This is a genomic window from Nocardia sp. Marseille-Q1738, assembly GCF_965283145.1.
In genome coordinates this window covers 25651-45901 of record NZ_CBDIMS010000014.1, presented here as the reverse complement: position 1 = coordinate 45901, position 20251 = coordinate 25651, and the positions used below count along the sequence as shown (strand labels likewise).

The 20251-nt window shown below is 68.2% G+C and carries 25 protein-coding genes; 12 read left to right on the top strand and 13 right to left on the bottom strand.

The window, feature by feature from the left end:
- The first annotated feature begins 206 nt into the window (after positions 1-206).
- Together sigM and ACWPXK_RS32400 are read left to right on the top strand one after the other, a co-directional pair.
- The gene (gene sigM, locus ACWPXK_RS32405) at positions 207-887 is read left to right on the top strand and encodes an RNA polymerase sigma factor SigM (RefSeq protein WP_454199968.1); all 681 of its coding nucleotides are present in this window, start codon (positions 207-209) and stop codon (positions 885-887) included.
- Positions 888-1132: 245 nt separating this feature from the next.
- Complete coding sequence (locus tag ACWPXK_RS32400; protein ID WP_454199967.1) at positions 1133-1996, top strand: LLM class flavin-dependent oxidoreductase; 864 nt, start codon at positions 1133-1135, stop codon at positions 1994-1996.
- Positions 1997-2003: 7 nt separating this feature from the next.
- Here the strand turns inward: ACWPXK_RS32400 and ACWPXK_RS32395 are convergent, their stop codons facing one another.
- The 4 genes from ACWPXK_RS32395 to ACWPXK_RS32380 form a co-directional block, all read right to left on the bottom strand.
- Positions 2004-2849: a PPK2 family polyphosphate kinase gene (locus tag ACWPXK_RS32395; protein WP_454199966.1), complete on the bottom strand. Its 846-nt coding sequence runs from the start codon at positions 2847-2849 to the stop codon at positions 2004-2006.
- A gap of 109 nt (positions 2850-2958) precedes the next feature.
- Positions 2959-3684: an ESX secretion-associated protein EspG gene (locus ACWPXK_RS32390; protein ID WP_454199965.1), complete on the bottom strand. Its 726-nt coding sequence runs from the start codon at positions 3682-3684 to the stop codon at positions 2959-2961.
- Entirely contained in the window at positions 3681-4346 is a 666-nt protein-coding gene (locus ACWPXK_RS32385) for a hypothetical protein (protein ID WP_454199964.1), read from the bottom strand. The genes ACWPXK_RS32390 and ACWPXK_RS32385 overlap by 4 nt, the downstream gene beginning before the upstream one ends.
- 40 nt (positions 4347-4386) lie before the next feature.
- Positions 4387-4779, bottom strand: a complete 393-nt coding sequence (locus ACWPXK_RS32380; RefSeq protein WP_364330098.1) for a hypothetical protein — start codon at positions 4777-4779, stop codon at positions 4387-4389.
- Between the two features lie 162 nt (positions 4780-4941).
- Between ACWPXK_RS32380 and ACWPXK_RS32375 the strand changes: the two genes are divergently transcribed.
- Both ACWPXK_RS32375 and ACWPXK_RS32370 read left to right on the top strand, forming a co-directional pair.
- A complete protein-coding gene (locus ACWPXK_RS32375; RefSeq protein ID WP_454199963.1) occupies positions 4942-5685 on the top strand; it encodes a GntR family transcriptional regulator in 744 nt (247 codons plus the stop codon).
- Between the two features lie 61 nt (positions 5686-5746).
- On the top strand, positions 5747-5938 hold the full coding sequence (locus ACWPXK_RS32370) for a hypothetical protein (protein ID WP_454199962.1): 192 nt from the start codon (positions 5747-5749) through the stop codon (positions 5936-5938).
- A gap of 27 nt (positions 5939-5965) precedes the next feature.
- Here the strand turns inward: ACWPXK_RS32370 and ACWPXK_RS32365 are convergent, their stop codons facing one another.
- The 4 genes from ACWPXK_RS32365 to ACWPXK_RS32350 form a co-directional block, all read right to left on the bottom strand.
- On the bottom strand, positions 5966-6598 hold the full coding sequence (locus ACWPXK_RS32365; protein WP_454199961.1) for a class I SAM-dependent methyltransferase: 633 nt from the start codon (positions 6596-6598) through the stop codon (positions 5966-5968).
- Between the two features lie 12 nt (positions 6599-6610).
- Entirely contained in the window at positions 6611-7861 is a 1251-nt protein-coding gene (locus tag ACWPXK_RS32360; protein WP_454199960.1) for a saccharopine dehydrogenase family protein, read from the bottom strand.
- Positions 7862-7897: 36 nt separating this feature from the next.
- The gene (locus ACWPXK_RS32355) at positions 7898-9316 is read right to left on the bottom strand and encodes an ABC1 kinase family protein (RefSeq protein WP_454199959.1); all 1419 of its coding nucleotides are present in this window, start codon (positions 9314-9316) and stop codon (positions 7898-7900) included.
- 225 nt (positions 9317-9541) lie between these two features.
- Positions 9542-10210 (bottom strand): TetR/AcrR family transcriptional regulator, encoded by a 669-nt coding sequence (locus ACWPXK_RS32350; RefSeq protein WP_454199958.1) that lies wholly within the window; start codon positions 10208-10210, stop codon positions 9542-9544.
- Between the two features lie 233 nt (positions 10211-10443).
- Between ACWPXK_RS32350 and ACWPXK_RS32345 the strand changes: the two genes are divergently transcribed.
- The 5 genes from ACWPXK_RS32345 (at position 10444) to ACWPXK_RS32325 (ending at position 14743) form a co-directional block, all read left to right on the top strand.
- Positions 10444-11778: a DUF445 domain-containing protein gene (locus ACWPXK_RS32345; protein ID WP_454199957.1), complete on the top strand. Its 1335-nt coding sequence runs from the start codon at positions 10444-10446 to the stop codon at positions 11776-11778.
- Between the two features lie 104 nt (positions 11779-11882).
- Positions 11883-12389, top strand: a complete 507-nt coding sequence (locus tag ACWPXK_RS32340) for a helix-turn-helix domain-containing protein (protein ID WP_067463501.1) — start codon at positions 11883-11885, stop codon at positions 12387-12389.
- Positions 12386-13054 (top strand): heparin-binding hemagglutinin, encoded by a 669-nt coding sequence (locus ACWPXK_RS32335; protein WP_454199956.1) that lies wholly within the window; start codon positions 12386-12388, stop codon positions 13052-13054. Before ACWPXK_RS32340 ends, ACWPXK_RS32335 begins: the two co-directional genes overlap by 4 nt.
- Before the next feature lie 261 nt (positions 13055-13315).
- Positions 13316-13606, top strand: coding sequence for a DUF2516 family protein (locus tag ACWPXK_RS32330; protein WP_040783979.1), 291 nt, complete (start codon positions 13316-13318; stop codon positions 13604-13606).
- Between the two features lie 93 nt (positions 13607-13699).
- A complete protein-coding gene (locus ACWPXK_RS32325) occupies positions 13700-14743 on the top strand; it encodes an alpha/beta fold hydrolase (protein ID WP_454199955.1) in 1044 nt (347 codons plus the stop codon).
- Between the two features lie 26 nt (positions 14744-14769).
- On the opposite strand, the gene purU is transcribed toward ACWPXK_RS32325, so the two are convergent.
- Positions 14770-15660: a formyltetrahydrofolate deformylase gene (gene purU, locus ACWPXK_RS32320; protein ID WP_454199954.1), complete on the bottom strand. Its 891-nt coding sequence runs from the start codon at positions 15658-15660 to the stop codon at positions 14770-14772.
- Positions 15661-15692: 32 nt separating this feature from the next.
- On the opposite strand from purU, the gene ACWPXK_RS32315 reads away from it, so the two are divergent.
- Positions 15693-15923, top strand: coding sequence for a PIN domain-containing protein (locus tag ACWPXK_RS32315; protein ID WP_454199953.1), 231 nt, complete (start codon positions 15693-15695; stop codon positions 15921-15923).
- A 9-nt stretch (positions 15924-15932) separates the two neighbouring features.
- Here ACWPXK_RS32315 and ACWPXK_RS32310 read toward each other — a convergent pair whose 3' ends face one another.
- Positions 15933-16493, bottom strand: coding sequence for a GNAT family N-acetyltransferase (locus tag ACWPXK_RS32310; protein ID WP_454199952.1), 561 nt, complete (start codon positions 16491-16493; stop codon positions 15933-15935).
- Positions 16494-16666: 173 nt separating this feature from the next.
- On the opposite strand from ACWPXK_RS32310, the gene deoC reads away from it, so the two are divergent.
- A complete protein-coding gene (gene deoC, locus ACWPXK_RS32305; protein ID WP_454199951.1) occupies positions 16667-17335 on the top strand; it encodes a deoxyribose-phosphate aldolase in 669 nt (222 codons plus the stop codon).
- Between the two features lie 92 nt (positions 17336-17427).
- On the opposite strand, the gene ACWPXK_RS32300 is transcribed toward deoC, so the two are convergent.
- Entirely contained in the window at positions 17428-18150 is a 723-nt protein-coding gene (locus ACWPXK_RS32300; RefSeq protein ID WP_454199950.1) for an LmeA family phospholipid-binding protein, read from the bottom strand.
- A gap of 99 nt (positions 18151-18249) precedes the next feature.
- Here ACWPXK_RS32300 and ACWPXK_RS32295 point away from each other — a divergent pair, with 99 nt between their 5' ends.
- Positions 18250-18861: a hypothetical protein gene (locus ACWPXK_RS32295; RefSeq protein ID WP_454199949.1), complete on the top strand. Its 612-nt coding sequence runs from the start codon at positions 18250-18252 to the stop codon at positions 18859-18861.
- A 6-nt stretch (positions 18862-18867) separates the two neighbouring features.
- Here ACWPXK_RS32295 and ACWPXK_RS32290 read toward each other — a convergent pair whose 3' ends face one another.
- Positions 18868-19671 carry a class I SAM-dependent methyltransferase gene (locus ACWPXK_RS32290; RefSeq protein WP_454199948.1) on the bottom strand — a complete coding sequence of 268 codons (804 nt, stop codon included), beginning with the start codon at positions 19669-19671 and terminating at the stop codon, positions 18868-18870.
- Complete coding sequence (locus tag ACWPXK_RS32285; RefSeq protein WP_454199947.1) at positions 19641-20162, bottom strand: DUF2505 domain-containing protein; 522 nt, start codon at positions 20160-20162, stop codon at positions 19641-19643. The genes ACWPXK_RS32290 and ACWPXK_RS32285 overlap by 31 nt, the downstream gene beginning before the upstream one ends.
- Between the last annotated feature and the right edge of the window lie 89 nt (positions 20163-20251).

Genomic DNA, 20251 nt, shown 5'->3' with positions numbered 1-20251 from the left:
CGGGCGGCCATTAGTTTGGAGATGCGAAAGTATGTCTGGAATTGAGCTGCCAGGATGAGGAAACAGGATCTTTGGAATGTGCGGGCAGATTCCGAGGGCCCGACCGAGGGGGCGTTGTACATCGAAACCGTCCTTTGGGCAGGGCAAGCCGTGGCATCGGCTGTGCCATCGCCATCCGGCCGGGCGCGGAAGGTGTGAACATCGCGATGGTCGCCCAAACCCAGGAGCCGCAGGAGTCGTCCGCTGTTCTCGGGCTCGGCGCGCAGGTAGAGGACAAGTTGCCCGGGGGGACGTCGCGTCCGGTGGTGTGTCGTGAGCGCTCGTTCGTCCCGGAGGATTGTTCTGATGTGGAGTTGTTGCGGGCGCACGTCCGTGGGCAGCGGCACGCGTTCGCGGAGTTGCTGCGCAGGCATAACGATCATTTGTGGCAGACGGCGTTGCGCACCTCCTATACCCGGGAGGACGCGGCGGATTCGCTGCAGGACGCGTTGTTGTCGGCGCATCGCACGGCGGCGTCGTTCCGCGGCGAGGCGGAGGTCCGCAGCTGGCTGCACGCGATCGTGGTGAACGCCTGCTTGGATCGGATCCGGCGCAACAAGACCAGGCGCGCAATCTCGCTCTCACCTGAGACCATGCCCGAACCGAAGGACGAACGCGATGAGATGGCGGAGCTGGAGATGTCGATGGTGATCGATCGCGCGCTGTTCGCGCTGCCGCCGGAGCAGCGCACCGCGTTGGTCGCGGTGGATGTGGAGGGGTATAGCGTGGCCGAAGCGGCCGCACTGCTCGGTGTGGCGGAGGGGACGATCAAGAGCCGGTGTGCCCGGGCGCGGCAGCGGTTGCAGCTGCGGTTGGATTTTCTGCGTGATCCGGGGAACCGGAGCTAGCTGCGATGCGTCATTAACAGTGACGACCCAATCAACGGTGTAGAGGCAGTCCCTCAAGGCGAGGGTAGTGCCGCGATGTCGGACAAGGCGAGCGACGAAGGTGCGATGGCGACCGGTGTGCCGCAGCCTGCGTTCACACCGAGCGGCGAATCCGACAACGAGCCAACGACTTCGGAAACCACACTGACTCAACCGGTCGCGACATATGCCTGCGCCGATCGGCCGCGGCGGGTAGGAATGTCGGGGTGACTGTTCTCGGTGCTGTGTTCTGTCCGCAAAATCCGCCCGAGTCGCTCCGCGAGGCGGTCCGTGTCGCCGAGGCGACTGGGCTGGAGGAGCTGTGGCTGTGGGAGGACTGCTTCCTGGAGAGCGGAATCGCCACTGCCGCGGCGGCGCTCGCGTGGACCGAGCGGGTGCGGGTCGGCATCGGGCTGCTGCCGGTGCCGTTGCGCAACGTCGCACTCACCGCCATGGAGGCCGCGACGCTCTACCGACTCTTCCCCGACCGGCTGATCCTCGGTATCGGACATGGTGTGCAGACCTGGATGGAGCAGGTCGGCGCGCGCGTCGAGTCGCCGGTGACCTTGCTCAGCGAGCATCTCGGCGCGCTGCGTGCGCTGCTCGCCGGTGAGCGGGTCACCACGTCCGGTCGCTATGTGCACCTCGACAATGTGGCACTGGACTGGCCACCCGCGGCGCCGCCGAAGGTCTATGCGGGCGCTCGTGGTCCGCGCTCGATCCGGCTGTGTGGCGAGCACGCGGACGGCACGCTGCTCGATTCGATCACCGACGCCGACGGCGTCCGCGTTGCCCGCAAGCTGATCGATGAGGGTCGTGCCGCCGCGGGGCGGACCGACCGCCACCACGTCGTGGCGAATCTGCTCGCGGTCACCGGCCCGGACGCCGAGGCCCGCCTGGCCGCCGAACGCACTCCAGCTCACGCCCCCGGTGCGGGCGTCGCAGGTGACGCGCACGCTGTCGCCGAAGCCGTCATCCGTCTGGCCCAGGCGGGTGCGGACACCGTCGTCTTGCAGACCACCGCCGACGATCCGGATCCCGCCGCGTTCCTGCGCTTCGTGGCCGAGCAGGTACGCCCACTGGTCTCCTGAGTGGGCACTACGCCCGCGCGAGCCGCCGTTTCTGCTCCTCGACGTCGAATTGCGGTGCGGGCCAGTCCAGTTCCAGCCGCTCCAGCGCGTCGATCAGCAGCTCGGTGACCGCGAGGCGGGAGAACCATTTGCGATCGGCGGGCAGCACGTACCACGGCGCGTACTCGGTGGACGTGCGGTCAAGCATCGCCTGGTACGCCTGTTCGTAGGCGGGCCAGTGCGCACGCTCGTCGATGTCGGCGGGATTGAACTTCCAGTATTTGTCCGGGCGCTCCAAGCGCTCGGCGAGTCGCTTCTTCTGTTCGTCGAGCGAGACGAACATGGCGACCTTCACCAGCGTGGTGCCCTCCTCCACCAGTTCACGCTCGAAAGTGTTGATCTCGTCGTAGCGCGGTTCCCATTCCGTGGGCGGCACCACGTTGTGCACCCGCACCACCAGCACGTCCTCGTAGTGCGAGCGATCGAATACGCCGAGCTGGCCGCCGCGTGGCAGCGCCTTGCGGATACGCCACAGATAGTGATGGCGCAGCTCGTCCCGAGTCGGCACGCCGAACGCGGTGTGGTCGACGCCCTGGGGGTCGACCGAGCCGATGACGTGCCGGACGATGCCGCCCTTGCCCGCGGTGTCCATCCCCTGCAACACCAGCAGCACGCTGCGTTTGTCTCCGGAGCGGCCGTTCGCGTACAGCTTCTCCTGGAGATCCGAGAGCACCCCGCTTCGTTCCGCGAGCAACTCGAGGCCCGCCTTCTTGTCGCCGGTGAATCCCGGCCGCGCTGACGTGTCGAGCTCGGCGATCCGCAATCCATCGGCTTTCAGGGCCTCGGTAGCCGCCACCGTCCACTGCTTGGCCATGACCTACAGCTAACCACGCCGTCGCAGCCGATCAAGCCAGAAGCGAGCGCCGGAGTTCGGCCGTCGCCGAGCCTCCACGGCAACACGACAGCGTCCGGCTGTCCGCCGGTCAGACGTGCGCCAAGCGCAGCAATTGAGCGGCGAACTCCTCATCCGACACCGGCGTGAGGATGAGGTCGTGCGCGGTGGTGAGCAGGTAGCGGCCGTCGCCGGTGAAGTCCAGCCAGGTGCGGTGGCGGGTGGGCGGGGACATGGGGTTGTCCGGCTGCACCGTCACGGTGATGAAGCCGCGTCCGTCGACCGGTTTGCGCAGCGTCTGGCGGAATCGCGCCGCGCCGCGATGACCGTTGGTGACGAATGGCTCAGTACGATCAGGGCTCAGCACCGCGTCCTGCGGCTCGCGCATCGGGGCGAGCCTGCCCGCCCGCGCGGAGCCGATGATCTGCACCAGGCGTTCGCCAACGGCGCGGGCATGGCACATCAGCACGGTCACCTTGTCCGGCGTTGCCACCAGGATGCCCGCGTGGTTGTGCACCACCGCGGCGAAGGCGAGAATCCGTTCGACCTGCGCGGCGTTCCCGTCGCGCGGGAGGGCGCCGCGTTCGCCGGAGACGGTGATGGTGGTCGCGTCGTTGCGCGCACACAACATCAGCGCGGCGGCCAGGTCGGGGTCGGCCTGGCGGGCGAAACGCTGCGGCAAGCGCAGTGCGCGATACTCGGATTCGGTATGCACGGTGGCCGCGGGGACCATGTTGACCGGGTAGGGCCTACGGTCCAGGCTTGTTTCGTTCGTCCAGACATGCGTGAATTCGTCCGGGGTGAGCACCCATTTCACCGCGCGCCGCCTCCGCGGACGGTGCTGGGATCAGCGGGGGTGGGATTGCTTGCCGCCGAAGGCTCCTGTGGCCGAGGGAACTGGGGAACGCGGTCGCCGCTGGCGGGCATGGTGGGGGTGTAGACGTAGGTCATCGTGTCCCGGACATCCGCCTCGATGTCTGCCGCCGCACTATCGTGTTCCATCCTACGTTTTCCACCGTAAACCGCTTCGGCGGCCGGGTCGGCCAGCGGCTCGTACCGCTGGGGCGGCGTTATCGCACCCCGGACCGTCTGCGCGGCATCGCTATTCAACTCCATCAGCCGCGCGACTGCCCGGCACACATCGTGCGCCTCGCCGCCCGCGCGGACGAATTGCCTGGTCGCGGTCACCGCCGCGTCGGCGGCGCGGCCGGTCCAATGCGCGAACTCACGGTTGGTGGCATCGGAAAAGGCTTGGAAGGCCTCGGCAACCGCCGTGGCGTTGGCCTGCCATGCCGCGGCCGTCCGGCCGAGCGCCGCCGGGTCGAGCGCTTCGTGCACCCGATCCCAGATCTGCTGATGGGTATAGGCGCCGAACAGTTCCCGGTCCGGCGCGTAGACGGGATCCGTTGCGCCGCCGGAGAATTCGGACAGTTGCTGCCGGATGCCGTCGGCGGCCGCGCGTGCCGCGGAGTCTGCCATGATCGTCCCCCTCAGTCGGTCCCGGTGCACCGGCGCGTGTTCACCGGGGCTCCAGGTACTCGGTGATCAAACGCAGCGCGGCCTGATTCGCCGCCTCGGCGTCGGCCAGCCGGTTGGCCGCCGCCAAATACGCGGCTTTGAACAGCAGCGCCGTTTCCTGGAACGCCGCAAGGGTGTCCAGGTACTGCCTGCCTTTGTCGGCGAAGCCGCGGGTGAGGGCGTGTCCGGTCGGCAGGTCAGGGAAGCCCGTCACGTCCGTGACGAGTTGCCCGTCGTCCATGGCGCGACGCAGATCGTCGACCAGCTTGTCGCATGCGGCGGCGAGATTCTCGGCGACCGCGGTGTCCAGCTCGAATGGTTCGCCCCCGCCCTCGCCGATGGCCGCCGCGTACAGCTTTCGCGCCGTCCCCTGGCCGGTATCGGGTACTGCCATCAGGAAGCCCCCTTCCGCTCGGTCCTGTCCGTACCGCGCTGTACTGGATTCGCACTTTACCGGCCGGTGTCGTGGCGCGGATCGCCTCGGTGCGCGCTCCCGGATATCGGACGCACCCGTTGTTAAACTGGCCAATGGTCCGCGGGGCAGGGGAGGCGAATGATGGCCGAAATCGATGACGTACTCCCGAAATACCTTCAGATCTCGGCATATCTGCGCGAGCTCATCGAGCGCGGTGAGCTGGCTCCGGGCGCCGAGGTGCCCTCCGAGCGGGAACTCGCCGCCCAATGGAAGGTCGCCCGGCCCACCGCGGCGAAGGCGCTGAACACGTTGCGCCAGCAGGGAATCGTCCGCTCTCGCCGCGGGGCGGGCACCTACGTGACCGATCGGTCCACCCTGATGCGCGAGAACGTGCCACGATACGGACCGCCGTTCGCCGAGGACGACTCCGTGACGGTGCTGGAAGCAGCGGTGGTCGCGGCGCCGCGGGAGGTCGCGGAGGCGATCGGCCCGTCCGGTACCCGTGCTGTGGTGCGAAAAGTATTGAGCATCAGCCGATCTGGTTCCACAACGCTGATCACCTCCTGGTATCCCGGCGAGTTCGCCGATTCCGCTACTCGCTTGCTCACCCTCGAACGACTGCCCGGCGGAGCCCTGCGCTACCTGGAATCCGCCATCGGACGCGGTACCGCGGTCGTGCGCGAGCGCATCGGCGCCCGCCTGGCCACTGCCGACGAGCGCCGTCATCTGGCGCTGCCGTCCCCGGCCGCGGTGCTGGTCGTCCACCGCACCTGTCGCGACGCCGACGGCAGGGCCCTCGAGCTCCGCACGGCCGTCCACCCGCCCGGCAACTGGGTCATCCAGCAGGAGTATTCCACCAGCTCAGCGGCCGATTTCCGCCGTTGACACTCCTCGTCCGCAACTGGCATAGTCCAGTTATCGGAAGCGTCGAAGGGTGGGAGTTGCGATGTCCGATCAGTTGACCATCGGCGGCTGGGTGATCGTGGGGGAGCACTGCTCGGTCCGGCTGGCTCCGCTCCACCGCGACAACTACCTCGCCTTCGTCTTCGAAAGCAGCGGAACCGAATTCGAACTGGCGCTCGCCCCCGCCATCCTCGACCGCATGATCCATCTCGGTACCGCCCCGCCCGCACCCTGACCCCGAAGGCGTTTGCAACGGCCGAGACTATGCGGGCTTCGTCGCGCTGACGTATTGCAGCATGCGGTGGATGCGCTGGTCGATCTCCACGAGGCCGTTTTCGGCGAAGAGGGTGGGAAAGGTCTTGGTGTCGAAGACGCGCAGACCGCTCCAACTGCCGACCACGCGGCTCATATCGCCGATGGGATTGTCGCCGCGGTGGCTGGTGGTGATGGCGATCCGTCCGCCGGGCGCGAGGACTCGGATCATTTCGCGGGTGGCGGTGAGCGGGTCCGGAATGAGGTAGAGCGCGCCGAAACAACAGACGGCGTCGAATGTTTCGTCGGCGAACGGGAGGGTGCGCGCGTCACCGCGCAGATAGCCCACGCGGGGTCCGGCGTTGTCGGTGACGGCGCGCGCCAGCATCGGCGCGGAATAGTCCACGCCGACCGCGTAGCCGTCACCGGACAGCGCTTCGCTCAGGTACTTGGTGAAATTGCCCGGCCCACAGGCAATGTCGAGCACCTTCTGTGCGCCGCGCAGGCGCAGGGTGGCGACCGCGTCCCGCCGGTCCACCGCGGTCGTGCGACCGCTGGCGAGATAGAACACCGTCGGCCGCCAGGCCCGTTCGTACACCGCGGCCAGGACCGGGGCGTTCATGGTCTTGCGAGCGAGATTCACCGGAAGCGTGCCTCAGGCGCGGTCGACTGTGATCGTCATGCCCGCCGCACGCAGCCGATCGGTGAGCGCGTCGCCCATCGCGGCGGCGGGTGTGAGAATGCCCGCGAGGTCGGGTTGCTTGTCGGTGTCGAACGCCAGGCACAGGCCGCTCTCGCCGAGCAGCACCGCGGTGGCCTGGTATCCGGGGTCGCCGGTGCCGGAGAAGGTCGCCACGTATTTGGTGCCGGACGTGGTGTGCGCAAACGTCTTCATGGTGAACCAGCCGCTGGTACGGGCTTCTTCGCTCGGTCCGGTACCCGGCTTGGGCAGCACCCGGTCGAGCACTTTGCGCCCCGCGGAGGATCGCGACAGCAGCGCGCCCACGGTCATCCCGGCCACGATGCCGCCCGCCATACCCGCGGCGACGAGCGGCGCCATCCGTGACTTGCCCGCGTTCATCACCTCGCGGTAGCGGAAATTCTTGCCGTACACCCAGCCGAGCAGTCCGTTGGTGCGGCGCACGACCTTCGTGTTGTGCGCGGCCATGACGAACGTGCTCACCCAGCCGTCCAGGCTCGGGTCGATCGCGCTCGCCCGGGACAGCGCCTGGTCGGATTGGCGGCCGACGTCGGGATCCCGCGACTTGTCCGGGCTCAGCGAATACGGGTGAGACAGCACCTTGCCCTTGGCCGGGTCGGCGGCGATGGCCTCCATCATGGCGCGCCCGGAATCGATGGTGCCGCCGCTGGCGCCGCCCTTGAGCCAGGCGACGGTCGTGGTGTCGACCAGCTCGCCGGTGTTGTCCTCGACCGAGCGGCGGTAGAGCTGGTACACGTTGATGTCGGACGGAATCGAGTCGTAGCCGCAGGAATTCACGATCTTCGCGCCGGTCGCGGCGGCCTGGTCGTGGTAGGCGTCGATGGCGTCGCGAATGAACAGCGGCTCACCGGTGAGGTCGGCGTAGTGGGTTCCGGCCTTGGCGCACGCCGCCACCAGCGGCATCCCGTAGCGCAGGTACGGACCGACGGTGGTGACGACCACCTTGGTTCGCGCGGCCAGCTCGTCCAGCGCGGTCTGGTCGGTCGAATCGGCGACCACCAGACCCCAATCGGCGGCTTTCGGCCCGAGTCCCTCGCGCACGGCGGTCAGCTTGTCCAGCGACCGCCCGGCGAGCGCGACGCGCGCGGATTCCGGTGCGGCGCCGGCGAGGTACTCCGCGGTCAGCTTGCCGACGAAGCCTGTCGCGCCGAAGAGGACTAGGTCGAATTCCCGTGTGTCTGCCATGGTCTTCCGTTCTGGATCGGGTCGCCGGGGCGGCGGCTACTGCGTGGTCTTCTTCCGCGCCCGCGGCCGCTTCGGCGCGGCGGGCGGATGGTCGGCGAGCCAGGCATGGTGCGCGCGGCCGAGCTCGGTGACCGGTGGTTCGCCGTACAGCCATTCGCGGGCCACCCGGTGCCAGTTCGCGGTGCAGCCGAGCTGACCGAGCATGCCGAAAGTGAGGAAGTCGGCGCGGCGCGAGAACAGGTGCTCCGGCGGCAGATTCTGCTGCTTCATCCCGGTGAACTCGCTGGCCCTCGGGTCGACCGCGAGCAGGAAGGCGCCGCTGGCCAGCTCGGGAGTGATGGTCAGTTCCTCGTCGACCAGACACCATTCCGAGGCGGCAAGCACGTATTCCAGGCACTCATCGGCGCCGATCTCCTGCGGCGAATCGATCACGCCGCGCTGGATCATCAACTGCCGCAGGTCTTCGGCGCGGTCTTCGGCGGCGGCGCGCAGGCAGATCAGCTCGAACTGCACATGCTCGGCATCCATCCGGTTGAACAACCCGAAGTCCAGGAAGCCGACCCGGCCGTCGTCGGCCAACAGCACGTTGCCCGGGTGCGGGTCGCCGCAGAATTCGTTGAAGGTGAACAGCGAACCGACGTAGAACCGGTAGATGATCTCGCCGATCCGATTGCGGTCGGCCTCGGGCAGTTGCCGGATCTCCTCGAAGCCTTTGCCCTCCACATACTCGGTGACCAGCACCCGAGTGGTGCTGAACTCCGGCAGCGACCGCGGCACGATGATGAACGGATGCCCGGTGTAGAGCTCGGCGATCTGCAGCTGGGTCGCGGCCTCGGCACGGTAGTCGAGTTCGGCCTCCATGTTCAGCCGCAGCTCGTCCAGCACCGCGGGCGTCACCCACGGCATCGCGGATTGCAGCACGCGCCGGAACATCGCGAGGTTCTTCAGGTCCGCACGCACCGCCGTGTCGATGCCCGGATACTGCACCTTCACCGCGATTTGGCGGCCGTCGTGCAGGCGCGCCCGATACACCTGGCCGATCGAGGCCGCGGCCACCGGCTCGGCGTCGAACTCGGCGAACACCGCGTCGAGCGGCTTGCCGAAATCCTCTTCGATCACCGCGCGCATGGCCGCGAACGAGACCGTTGGCGCCGCGTTGCGCAGCACGGCCAGGCGTTTCTGAAAGCGTTCCCGGTGGTTCTCGGGCACCAGATCCAGGTCGAGCACCGACATCATCTGCCCGAGCTTCATCGCCACGCCCTTCATGGTGCCCAGCACCATGACCACCTGCTCGGTGGTGCGAATCATGGATTCCTCGGCCATTTTCGCCCGGACGGCCTCGGACCTGCCCCGCATGGTCAGCCGCGTCCGCTGTGTGCGAAGCACCGAACTCGCCGCCACCGCGCCCAGCTTGGTGCCACGAGCAAGCCGAGAGGTCGGTACTTGCTTCGCCATCGAGGTACCTCCGTTGGTGCCGCGGTCGGAGCGACGGACGCGCGGGCGGTAGCTCGCGTGACCGGCTTACGTCCCGCGCGGACCGCCGTCGAGTACGGCGCTTGCGGTGACGCAGCGCACTCGGCGCACCGCTCGGCTTCAGACTAGCCAACGTTTCGGCAAAGTCGAGAGGGCTGATGAACTTTTGCTAGCGCCCCAGCTAGCACCCTTGACCGATCGGCCGGATCACTCCGCCGCGGGCGTCTCGGCCGTGGGCAGCACGTGCGGCTGCGCGTTGAACACCGCGGGCGAACCGCCGGCGCGGGCCATACCCTCGATGGCGCTCCAGGCCAGCATGGTGAGGTAATCGATGACGTCCTCGCGGGACAGCGACTTGTTCGTCGACCACCAGTGCGTCGCCAGCTGGATGCCGCCGACCAGCACATACGACGCCAGCGCCGCGCCTTCGGTCCGGACGCCACGCTCCAGGGCGCGCTCGGTGATGACGGTGCAGACCACCTCGGCGAAGAGTTTCTCGAACTCCGCCAGCGAGGACTGGTCGGCCGCGCCGTTGCCCATGATGAAGCGATAGACCTCCGGGTCCTCGTCGACGGTGCCGACGTACTCGGCCAGCGCCGAGCGGACCAGCTGGTATTCGTCGGCGTCGAGGCTGATCGCGCCGTACACCCGCGGCATCAGGGTGGTCTCGATGTAGCGCTGCATGGTCGCGTGGACCAGGTCGTTCTTGTCGGAGAAGTAGCGGTACAGCACGGTCTTGGAAACGCCGATCTCCGCGGCGATCTCGTCCATGCCCGCGTTGCTGCCGCGCGCGCGGACGGCGGCGAGGGTGCCGTCGACGAGTTCCTCGCGGCGATCGATCTTGTGCTGCCGCCACCGGCGCTTGCGGCCGTCCATCGCGCCGCCGCGCACCGCCGTCGGTCGCTCGCCGATGTCGACAAGGTCTTCGGTGGACAGCGTGGGCTCCCTCGTTCGTAATTGCTTCGGTGGCTACCAGCTTAGGTCCCGGATACCCGTGATATGCGAGTTTGGGCCCGGATGCGGCGGGAACCACAGCGTCGGGCGCGCCTGGCGTGTCGAGATCCACTCGCCGGCTCGCCCAGATCCCGCGGCACAGCAGAATGGGAGGCATGGAGAAAGCTCCCGGCAACACCGCGGTGCTGGACGCCCCTGCCGCGCCTGCCGCCGCGTCCCTCGGCTTCGCCGCCGTGCTCGACGAGGCGGCCAAGCGTCGCGACCTATGGCGGATGAAGGCGCTCGCCACCGGCATGCTGGCGCTGGCCACCGCGATCTACCTGTTCTGCCGCTGGATCGAATCGCGCGGCGCGGGTGGCGACTGGGTCGGCTACGTGCGGGCGGCCTCGGAGGCGGGCATGGTCGGCGCGCTGGCGGACTGGTTCGCGGTGACCGCGCTGTTCCGGCACCCGCTCGGCCTGCCCATTCCGCACACCGCCATCATCCGGCGCAAGAAGGACCAGCTCGGCGCCAGTCTCGGCACCTTCGTCGGCACGAACTTCCTTGCGCCGGAAGTTGTTTCGGCGAAACTGAACTCCGCGCAGGTCTCCTGGCGGGTGGGGCGCTGGATGGCCGATCCCGGCCACGCCGCCCGGGTGGCCCAGGAGAGCTCGACCATTCTGCGCGCCGTCGTCGGAGTCCTGCGTGACGAAGACGTGCAGCAGGTGATCGACAACACCATCGTCAAGCGGATCGCCGAGCCGCTGTGGGGCCCGCCGATCGGGCGGGTGCTCGCGGAACTGCTCGCCGACAACCGGCAGCAGGCGCTGCTGGATCTGCTCGCCGAGCGCGCGCACCAGTGGGCGCTCGGCTCGCAGGAGACGATCGACCGCATCGTGCTGCGGGACGCGCCGCAGTGGGCGCCGAAATTCGTCAACATCCTGCTTTCCGAGCGGATCTACCGCGAGCTGGTCGAGTTCACCTGGAAGATCCGTTCCAATCCCGAGCACGAGGTCCGGCTGGCGGCGAACCGCTTCCTGGAGGAATTCGCCGAAGACCTGCAATACGACGACGCCATGATCAAGAAGGCGGAGCGCGTCAAGGCGCAGATCATGGGTCGCGAGGAGATCACCGGAATGGCCGAGGCCACGTGGCGGGCGGCCAAGCGGCTGATCCTGGAATCGGCCGACGACCCGAGCAGCACACTCCGGCGCAAGGTCGCGGAAAATGTCCAGCAGCTCGGTGAGCGCTTGCGCGACGATGCCGAGATGCGCGCGAAGGTGGACGGCTGGATCGACCGGGGCGCCCGCTACCTGGTGGGGAACTATGCGGATGAGATCAGCACGCTGGTCACCGACACGGTTGCCAGGTGGGACGCCGACGAAGCGAGCAAGAAGATCGAATTGCAGGTCGGCCGGGATCTGCAGTTCATCCGCATCAATGGCACCGTGGTCGGTTCGCTTGCCGGACTGGCGATCTACACGATCTCCCATCTGATGTTCGGCGGCTGATCCGCGGTGCGCGGATCGTTTGCCGACACTCTGCTAGCACACTGCTTGCAATAGCTAGCACCCTGACCTAGAATCGAACCCGTACAACCGCCAGAAGGTGAGTGATGGCAGACCAGCCCGAGGTTTCCGCCGAGTACACCGACAGATCGGACGAGCACTCGTCCGGTGTCGGCGAACGAGGTGGTCGCGTCGCCAGCGCGGCGCACGACATCGGAGGCTTCATCAGGGCGCAGCGAGAAGCCGCGCAAGTCTCGCTACGCCAGCTCGCCCAGCTGGCGGGGGTGAGCAATCCGTATCTCAGTCAGATCGAGCGCGGACTGCGCAATCCGTCCGCCGAAGTGCTCACGCAGATCGCCAAGGCACTGCGGGTCTCCTCGGAGGTCTTGTACGTACGGGCTGGCTATCTCGAGCAGCGGCCGCACAGTCCGGTCCGGGATGCCCTGCTTGCCGACACGTCGATCAGTGAGCGGCAAAAGCAGGTGCTGCTGGACATCTATGAATCGTTTCGCCGGGAAAACGGAGGAAACGAGGCAGGGGGGGACGTTTGGGACAGCGACGTTCCGCGCACGACAACCGACACTCCGCCACGCCAGGAGAACGAAACATCATGACCGAGAAGAACGCCACCGTGACCAAGCCCCTACTCGCCACCGTCGGCGCGGGTGACGCGCTGTACGCCGCCGTCAACGACGTCGTCGCGCAGGTTCGCGAGCGCGCGGCCGGCGCCGACGTCCAGTCGCGGGTGGAGGATGCGCGCGAGCGCTTCGCGAACGTGCCCGCCGACGTGCAGGCCCAGTTCGAGTCGCTGCGCGAGCGGCTGTCCGGGCTGCCTTCGGAGCTGCCGGACGACCTCGCCGAGCTGCGCGAGAAGTTCACCGCCGAGGAGCTGCGCGCGCGGGCCGAGAAGTACTACCGCCAGGTGCTCGACGCCTACGCCGACCTTGCCGTCCGCGGTGAGGAGACCATCGAGCGGCTGCGCGCCAACGAACGCGTCGAGGAGCGGATCGGCAAGGTCGAGACCCTCTACGGCGACGCGGTGAGCCGCGCCGAGGACGTGCTCGACCGCGTCAACGGGCTGCTCGGCCGTCCGGCCAAGGCCGAGGACGACGCCGAGGCGGATCCGGTCGTCGAGGCCGAAGTCGTCGACGTGACCACCGAGGAGACCCCGGCTCCCGTCACGAACGGCGCGCCGAAGAAGGCCCCGGCCAAGAAGGCCACCACCCCCGCCGCGAAGAAGGCTCCCGCCGCCAAGAAGGCCGCCCCGAAGAAGGCCTGAACGCCCGGCGGATAACCCGTTCGACGCCCCCGCGCACCGTTGGTGTACGGGGGCGTCGCTGTTGATGGAGCAGTCCTTGCCAAGCTCGAGCGGAGGTGGAGTACGCATAAAGGACGCTGTCGGACGCAGTTCGTCCTCGGCCCGCGCATGGCCGGAGCGAAGGTGGAGTACGCATAAAGGACGCTGTCGGACGCAGTTCGTCCTCTGTCCGCGCATGGCCGGAGCGAAGGTGGAGGTACGCCTATCATGGTTGGCGTGAATATGGTGCACGGATTGACCGGGATGATCCTGCTGGTGCTGTGGCTGGCGGCGCTCGGTGCGACGATTTTCGCGCTGATCCACGCCGTGCGTCAGCGTCCGGACGCGTTCACCGCGGTGGACAAACTGACCAAGCCGATCTGGCTGGCGATTCTCGGGGTGGCCGTGCTCGTGCTGCTCCTCTCGCCCGCGGGGCTCGGCCTGCTTTCGTTCGCGGCGATCATCGCCACCGGCGTCTACCTCGCCGACGTGCGGCCGAAGGTGGACGAAGTTCAGCGGGGTCCGCGCTGGTGAGGGAGTAGTTCGGCGGACTGGTACGGGTGCTTGCACTAGCAAGCAGCGCGAATCGGGGTTACTGTATCTATCAGTAACACAAAGGAGTGTCCGATGCGTGCCATGCTGCCGACCGCGTTGACGAGCTTCCGGGCCCTGCTCCGGGGCTTGCGCGACGCGCACAGCGCCGAGTTGCGTTCCCGTACGTACCAGACCGCGGCGTTCAATCCCCCGACGATCGCCCCCGAGGTGATCCCCGTACAGACCCGGGACGGCGCACTGCTGCGGGTGCATGCCTACGGCCCGTCCGATCGGCCGGTCATCGTGCTGATCCACGGCTGGACTTGCTGCCTGGAGTACTGGAACCCGCAGATCAACGCCTTCGCCGGCGAGTACCGCGTGATCGCCTACGACCAGCGCGGCCACGGCGAGAGCGAGTACGGGTCCAGCAAGCTGAATATGGACCTGCTGGCCGACGATCTGGCCGCGGTGCTCGACGCCGCGCTCGCGCCCGGACAGCGGGCCGTGCTGGTCGGCCACAGCCTCGGCGGCATGACCATGCAGGCCTGGGCCGGCCGGTACCCCCAGCGGGTCGCGAAGCAGGCGCTGGCGGCGCTACTGCTCAATACCGCGGCCGACCGGCTGATCCTGGAGACCACCCTGGTGCCGCTGCTGAACCGGCCGCTGCGGCTGCTGCAACTGAAGGTGCCGCTGCCGTTCCTGTTCGGCCGGCTCGGACTCGGCACTCCGCTCGTCTTCCCGCCCATCGCGCCGGTGCGCTGGCTGTTCGCACGGCAGATCCTCAGCACCGCGGCGAAAGGCGACGTGCTGGCGTTCAGTATGGCCATCGTCCGCTCGTGTCCGGCGTGGGTGCGCTCCAGGTTCGGTGTCCTGCTCGCCACGATGGATGTCGGGGAGTCGGCACGCAATCTGGTGGTGCCCACCACGGTTCTGGCGGGCCAATTCGACGACATGACCCCGCCGGTCCACTCCGAGCGGATCGTCGAGATGCTCCGGCAGACCGGCAGTTTGATGCGCTACGGCGTGTTGCCCACCGGCCATCTGGGGAACGTCGAAGCCTACGAGCGGTTCAACGAGGAACTCGCGCGCGTGCTCGCCGCGGTGCGCCCGCGCCGCCGCGCCGACCTCGTGGGCTGAAATTCCCGGGGTGGTTGCGCCAGCGGTCAGGAAAAGACGACCGTGCGGCGGCCGTGCACCAGGACGCGTCCTTCCAGATGCCAGCGCAGGCCGCGCGCCAGCACCACCCGCTCGATGTCGCGGCCCTGGCGGACCATGTCGCGCACCTCGTCGGCGTGGTCGATGCGGATGACGTCCTGCTCGATGATCGGACCGGCGTCCAGTTCCGCGGTCACGTAGTGGCAGGTGGCCCCGATCAGCTTCACGCCGCGGGCGAACGCCTGGTGATAGGGGCGAGCGCCGACGAACGAGGGCAAGAAGCTGTGGTGGATGTTGATCGCCTTGCCCGCCCAGTGCTCGCACAGCTCGGCGGGCAGCACCTGCATGAACCGCGCGAGCACCACCGCGTGCGGGTCGTGCGCGTCCACCAGGGCGCGGACCTCCTCGAACGCGGGGCCGCGCTCGGCCGGGTCCTTGGGGAACGGCACGTGATGGAACTTCACGCCGTGCGCCTCGGTCATCGCCGCCAGATCCGGATGATTGCCGATCACCGCCTCGATGGTGGCGGGCAGCTCGCCGCTGGCGGCGCGCCCGAGCAGGTCGTGCAGGCAGTGACCGTCCTTGCTGACCAGCAGGACCGCGCGGCGGCGCTCGCGGGAATCCATCAGTTGCCATTCGGTTTCCGGACCCAAGTCGGCCGCCACCCCGGCGAACCGGTCACGCAGTTCCGCGATCGAGAACGGCACCGTCTCGGCCTTGATCGCCTGACGCGTGAAGAACCACCCGGTGTCGAGGTCGGAGTGGTAGCCCGCCTCCACGATCGAACCGCCGAACTCGGCGATGAACGAGGTGATCCGCGCGATGATGCCGGGTCGGTCCAGGCACCCCAACGTCAATACATAGCGGCGGTCGACCTGGACGGGTGGAGCGGAACTCATGGCTACATCCTCCCAGGTGCGCTGCGGGGAATTTGCCGCGGCTTCAGGAATACCGCGAGCGCTCTCGCGTGCTCGCCTTCGACCTGACCGCCTCCGCCGCCTACGCCGAACTGATGACCAGCGCTCGCCTCGCCGGAGCCGAGATCGGCGCCGCCGACGGCTACATCGCGGCGACAGCGAGCGCCGCGAACATGGCCGTGGCCACCCGAGACACCGCACCATTCCAGGCTGCCGGCGTGCCCGTCATCGATCCGTGGGCCTAGCGGAGTGGGTCAGAGGTCGTAAAACGGTTCGGCGTAATGGAATTCGCCGGCGATTTGCGAGTCGTAGGCCGTCAGGGAGCGGACCTGGAAATGGCTGACCCAGGCGGGCTCGTCGGGGGTGATGCCGAGGCGGGCGGCGGGGACGAAGCCGAAGCGGGGGTAGAACTCCAGGCTGCCGAGCAGGCCGACCAGCGGTTCGTCGAGGGCGTCGGCGGCGCCGAGAGCCGCGTGCATGAGTGCCGAGCCGACGCCCGCTCCTTGATGGTCGGCGAGCACGCCGATCGGGCCGAGCGCCAGCACGGGGAACGGGCCGACCGTGGCCCTGGTCAGGCACAAGTGGCCGATCACGCTGTCGTGCTCGATCGCCACCAGCGAGAGCGTCGGGATCCAGCCCTCGTCGCTGCGCAGCCGGGCGACGAGGCCGACCTCGGGCGGATCCGCGCTGCCATGGTCACCGCGCGTGTCGGTGCCATCGGGATCAATGGCGGTGGCGTAGCGCGGCGCGAATGCGCTGCGATGCACCGCCGCGATCGCAGCGGCGTCGTCCGCGCGTTCGCGACGGATCAGCACGGTCGTCTCCTCCCGAACGAAGTAGGGCCCATCCGCACACGTTAGTCAGTCGACCGTGGCGGCACGCTCTCCGATGCGCCATCAGCTACGAGTGTGCGTGAATCGCCGCCAGGTACGCAACGGAATTCGCCCACGGAACAGGTCTGGCGTTCGGTGTGCCAGACTCTCACCCCATGGCAGATTCCGCGTCGCTGACCAGGTCCGAAGTGGCCGCCATGATCGACCATACGCTGCTGGCCCCGGAGGCGACGCCCGCCGAAGTCGCCGCGCTGGTCGAGGAGGCGCGTGGGTTGGGCGTGCTCGCGATCTGTGTGTCGCCGTCCATGCTGCCGCTGCGCGCGGCCGGGCTCGTGGTCGCGACGGTCGCCGGATTCCCCTCGGGGAAACATCATTCGCTGGTGAAGGGCGCCGAGGCGCGGCTCGCGGTGGACCAGGGAGCGGCCGAGGTCGACATGGTGATCGACGTCGGCGCGGCGCGTACCGGGGACTATACGGCGGTGCTCGCCGACATCGTCACGGTGCGCGAGGCAGTCGGCGATCGGGCGCTGCTGAAAGTGATCATCGAATCCGCCGCCCTGTCGGATCAGGCGATCGTGGAGGTGTGCCGGGTCGCCGAGCGCGCAGGAGCCGATTTCGTGAAGACTTCGACGGGATTTCACCCCGCCGGTGGCGCCAGCGCCCACGCGGTGCGGCTGATGGCGGAGACGGTGGGCGGGCGGCTAGGCGTCAAGGCCAGCGGCGGAATCCGCACCGCCGCGGCCGCGGCCGAGATGATCGCCGCGGGCGCGACCAGGCTCGGTCTGTCGAAATCCCGCGACGTGCTCGACGGCTTTCCGGCCTGACTGTCAACCGAAAGCTGTTTCGTGGCGGCGGTATTCGGCCCACCCTGCGGTGCGCCCGGTGATCGGCCCGAAGACTTTGCGGCACTAGGAATTCAGCAGCGAGACCCGGAACTGTCGCCCGCGGACTCCAACTGGGCGCGTCCACCGGCCAGCTTGACGACCACACCGGAATCGGTGACCTTCAGGTCCGTCGCCGACATGCCGAACGGGTAGCTCTGCAGGCTCTGGGTGAAGATATCGACGATGCTCTGCGCCAGATCGGAGGGCACTCCGATGCCGAGCAGCTGCGCCGACATCGTCTCCACCTCGACGGTCCCGTTCTGGATCTGCGGCTTCAGCTGAAGTTCGGCCAAGCCGCCGAGCACGGCCAGGGTGAGCATGCCCGAACTCTCGGACGAGCTCACTCCGGTGACCAGACCGCCGAGCGTCTCCTTGATGCCCTCGTTGCTCCAGGTGACGTCGGCGGAGGAGCTGCCGATCGTGTTCCCGCTGTGATCGGCGACGTCGACGTCGCGGAACACGGCGTGAACCACCATCCCGACGGCGGGGCCGAATTTGGTGTCGTCGCTGTTCACCTTCACCGTGGGCACCTTGCCGTCGATCCAGGTGATCAGCATCGGCTTGGGGCCGAAGCTCACGTCGATCTTCGACCCCATCTCCTTCTCGAATTGCGTGCTGATACAGCTCGACACCGAGTGCCTGGCATATGCTTCCCCGCCGACCAGGACCGTCGCGAGCAGAATCGCTACCACGGTCAGGGCGATCAGCAGAGTCCGCCGGTTGATCGTCGAGGTGGACGGCGTGTTCGTACTCATGGTGGCGATTCTTCCCGACCTTTCTGTGCCGTTTCTGTGGAGGCATTGAGGGGTTCGAATGTGACATGCAGCACAAACACCGAGCGTAGCCTGGTGCGCATGGCTGGCGATGCGGCAAGCCGCGCGATCGGATCCGCGGAACAAGGATGGCGTGTTCTGCGCCGATGGGCCGGTCGGCACGCCGGTTTCTTCACCATCCGGCAGGTGCTGCGCACCGGGTGTGCGGCGCGGGTGCGGGATGGGCTCGGCGACGGTTCGGTTACCAGGGCCGGGGCGGACGGCCTGCTGCGCTTGGCCGGATGGCCGGAGGGTCCGCTCGACGAATACGCGATGTGGTCGGCCTGGTTCGACGGAGCCGCGGTGGTCTCCCATCACAGCGCGGCCGAGTTGCACGGCCTCGGCAGGCTGCGTCCCCGGTTCCTGCACCTGTCGGTGCGCGCGGGCAACCGGCCTGCGCCGCCGCGGTTGGTGGTCCTGCGGCGCTCGCTGACCGGTGCCGACGTGGAATCGGCCGGTCCGTTCCTGGTGACGACACCGGTGCGCACGGTGCTCGACCTGGCCGAGGCCGGGATCGGGCAGATCGCCTTGAACGAGGTGGTCGCGGACGCGGTCGCGATCGACCGCTGTGCGGGCGAGGAGATCACCGACGCGGGTGCGCGGCTGACGCCCCGCGCGGCCAGAAGGGTGTATCGCGCGCTCGCCGTCGCGTAACGGCTGTCAGAAGCCGACCGGCGCCACGGCCGACCACGGCACCGACAGCACGTTGTCGCGCAGGCGGCGACGGTAGTGGCGGATCGGGAAACCTTCCTCGCGCAGCGACCGCGCGGCGGCGCGCCAGCGGACCCGGGGACCATAGGGAGCCAGTGGCGCGGCGCGGGCCCACGCGCGGTCCGCGGCGGCGAGCAGCGCGTGGATCGGCTCCCCGGGGATGTTGCGGTGGATCAACGCCTTCGGCAGCCGTTCGGCGAGATCGGAGGGCCGCTCCACGGTGAACGGATCCCAGGCCAGCGTGAGTGAGCGCGGGCCATCGCGGTCGAGCAGGACCCATGCGCAGCGCCTGCCCACTTCGTCACAGGTGCCATCGACCAGCAGACCGTCCGGCGCCAGCCCGGACCGGATGGTCGACCACGCCTCGGGCACGGCCGATTCCGGATACTGCCGCAACACGTTGAACGCGCGCACCAGAACCGGTCGCAGCCCGGCGAGTTCGAATCCGCCGCGGGCGAAGGTCACGCCGTCGCGGCCGGGCACCACACGCTGCGGATCGATCTCCAGCCCCACCACCCGCACGTCGGCGCGCACTGTGCGCAGCCGCGCGGCCAGCTCGAACGTGGTCCACGGGCTGGCGCCGTACCCGAGGTCGACCACGAGCGGATCGGCCGTCTCGCGCAGCCGGGCGGCGACGAACTCGTCGTTGATCAGTCGGCGATCGCTGCGGCGGAGTCGGTTGACGGCGGTGGTGCCACGGGTGATGGTGCCGACCGGTTTGGTCAGCGGGTGGGGTGGTGTTCTTCCAGCCACTGAACCGTGAACTCGGCCTCGCCGCGGAACAGGTCGACCAAGTTGACCAGCATCAGCTGCTCCAGGCGCGGTCCGACCATGGGGATGAAGACCTTCGCCTCCGAGGAGAAGCGCATGGTGCATCCGGTTTCGGTGGGGAAGAGGCGGATGGTGCCGCCGAGGCTGCCCGGTCCGGCCGGAATCGACGCCGAGTACTTGCCCGTGATCTCGTCCGGCGCGTAGGCGCTGTAGCTCTCCTTGCGGGTGATCACCATGTCCTTGCGCAGCACCGTCTGCGCGAGCTCCGGCAGCATCTCGCGGGGCAGGATGTGGTGCAGTTCGACGTCGATGCCGCCGTCGCCCGCCTCCAGCTTGACCACCTCGTTGCCGGGGGTGTACTTCCGCATCTCTTCTACCCGTGCTTCCCAGTAGTCACGGTTCGACAGCGCCGCGTACAGCTCTTTTGTGGTATGCAGCGGATAGCGGGCGGAGTAGTCCAGTCGGCGTGCCATGGGCTCAGAGGTTACTGGGTCCGGTAACAGGTACTTCGGCGGGCGGGTGGTGTGCGGAGGTCACACCAAACGCGGGCATCGGAGGTTTC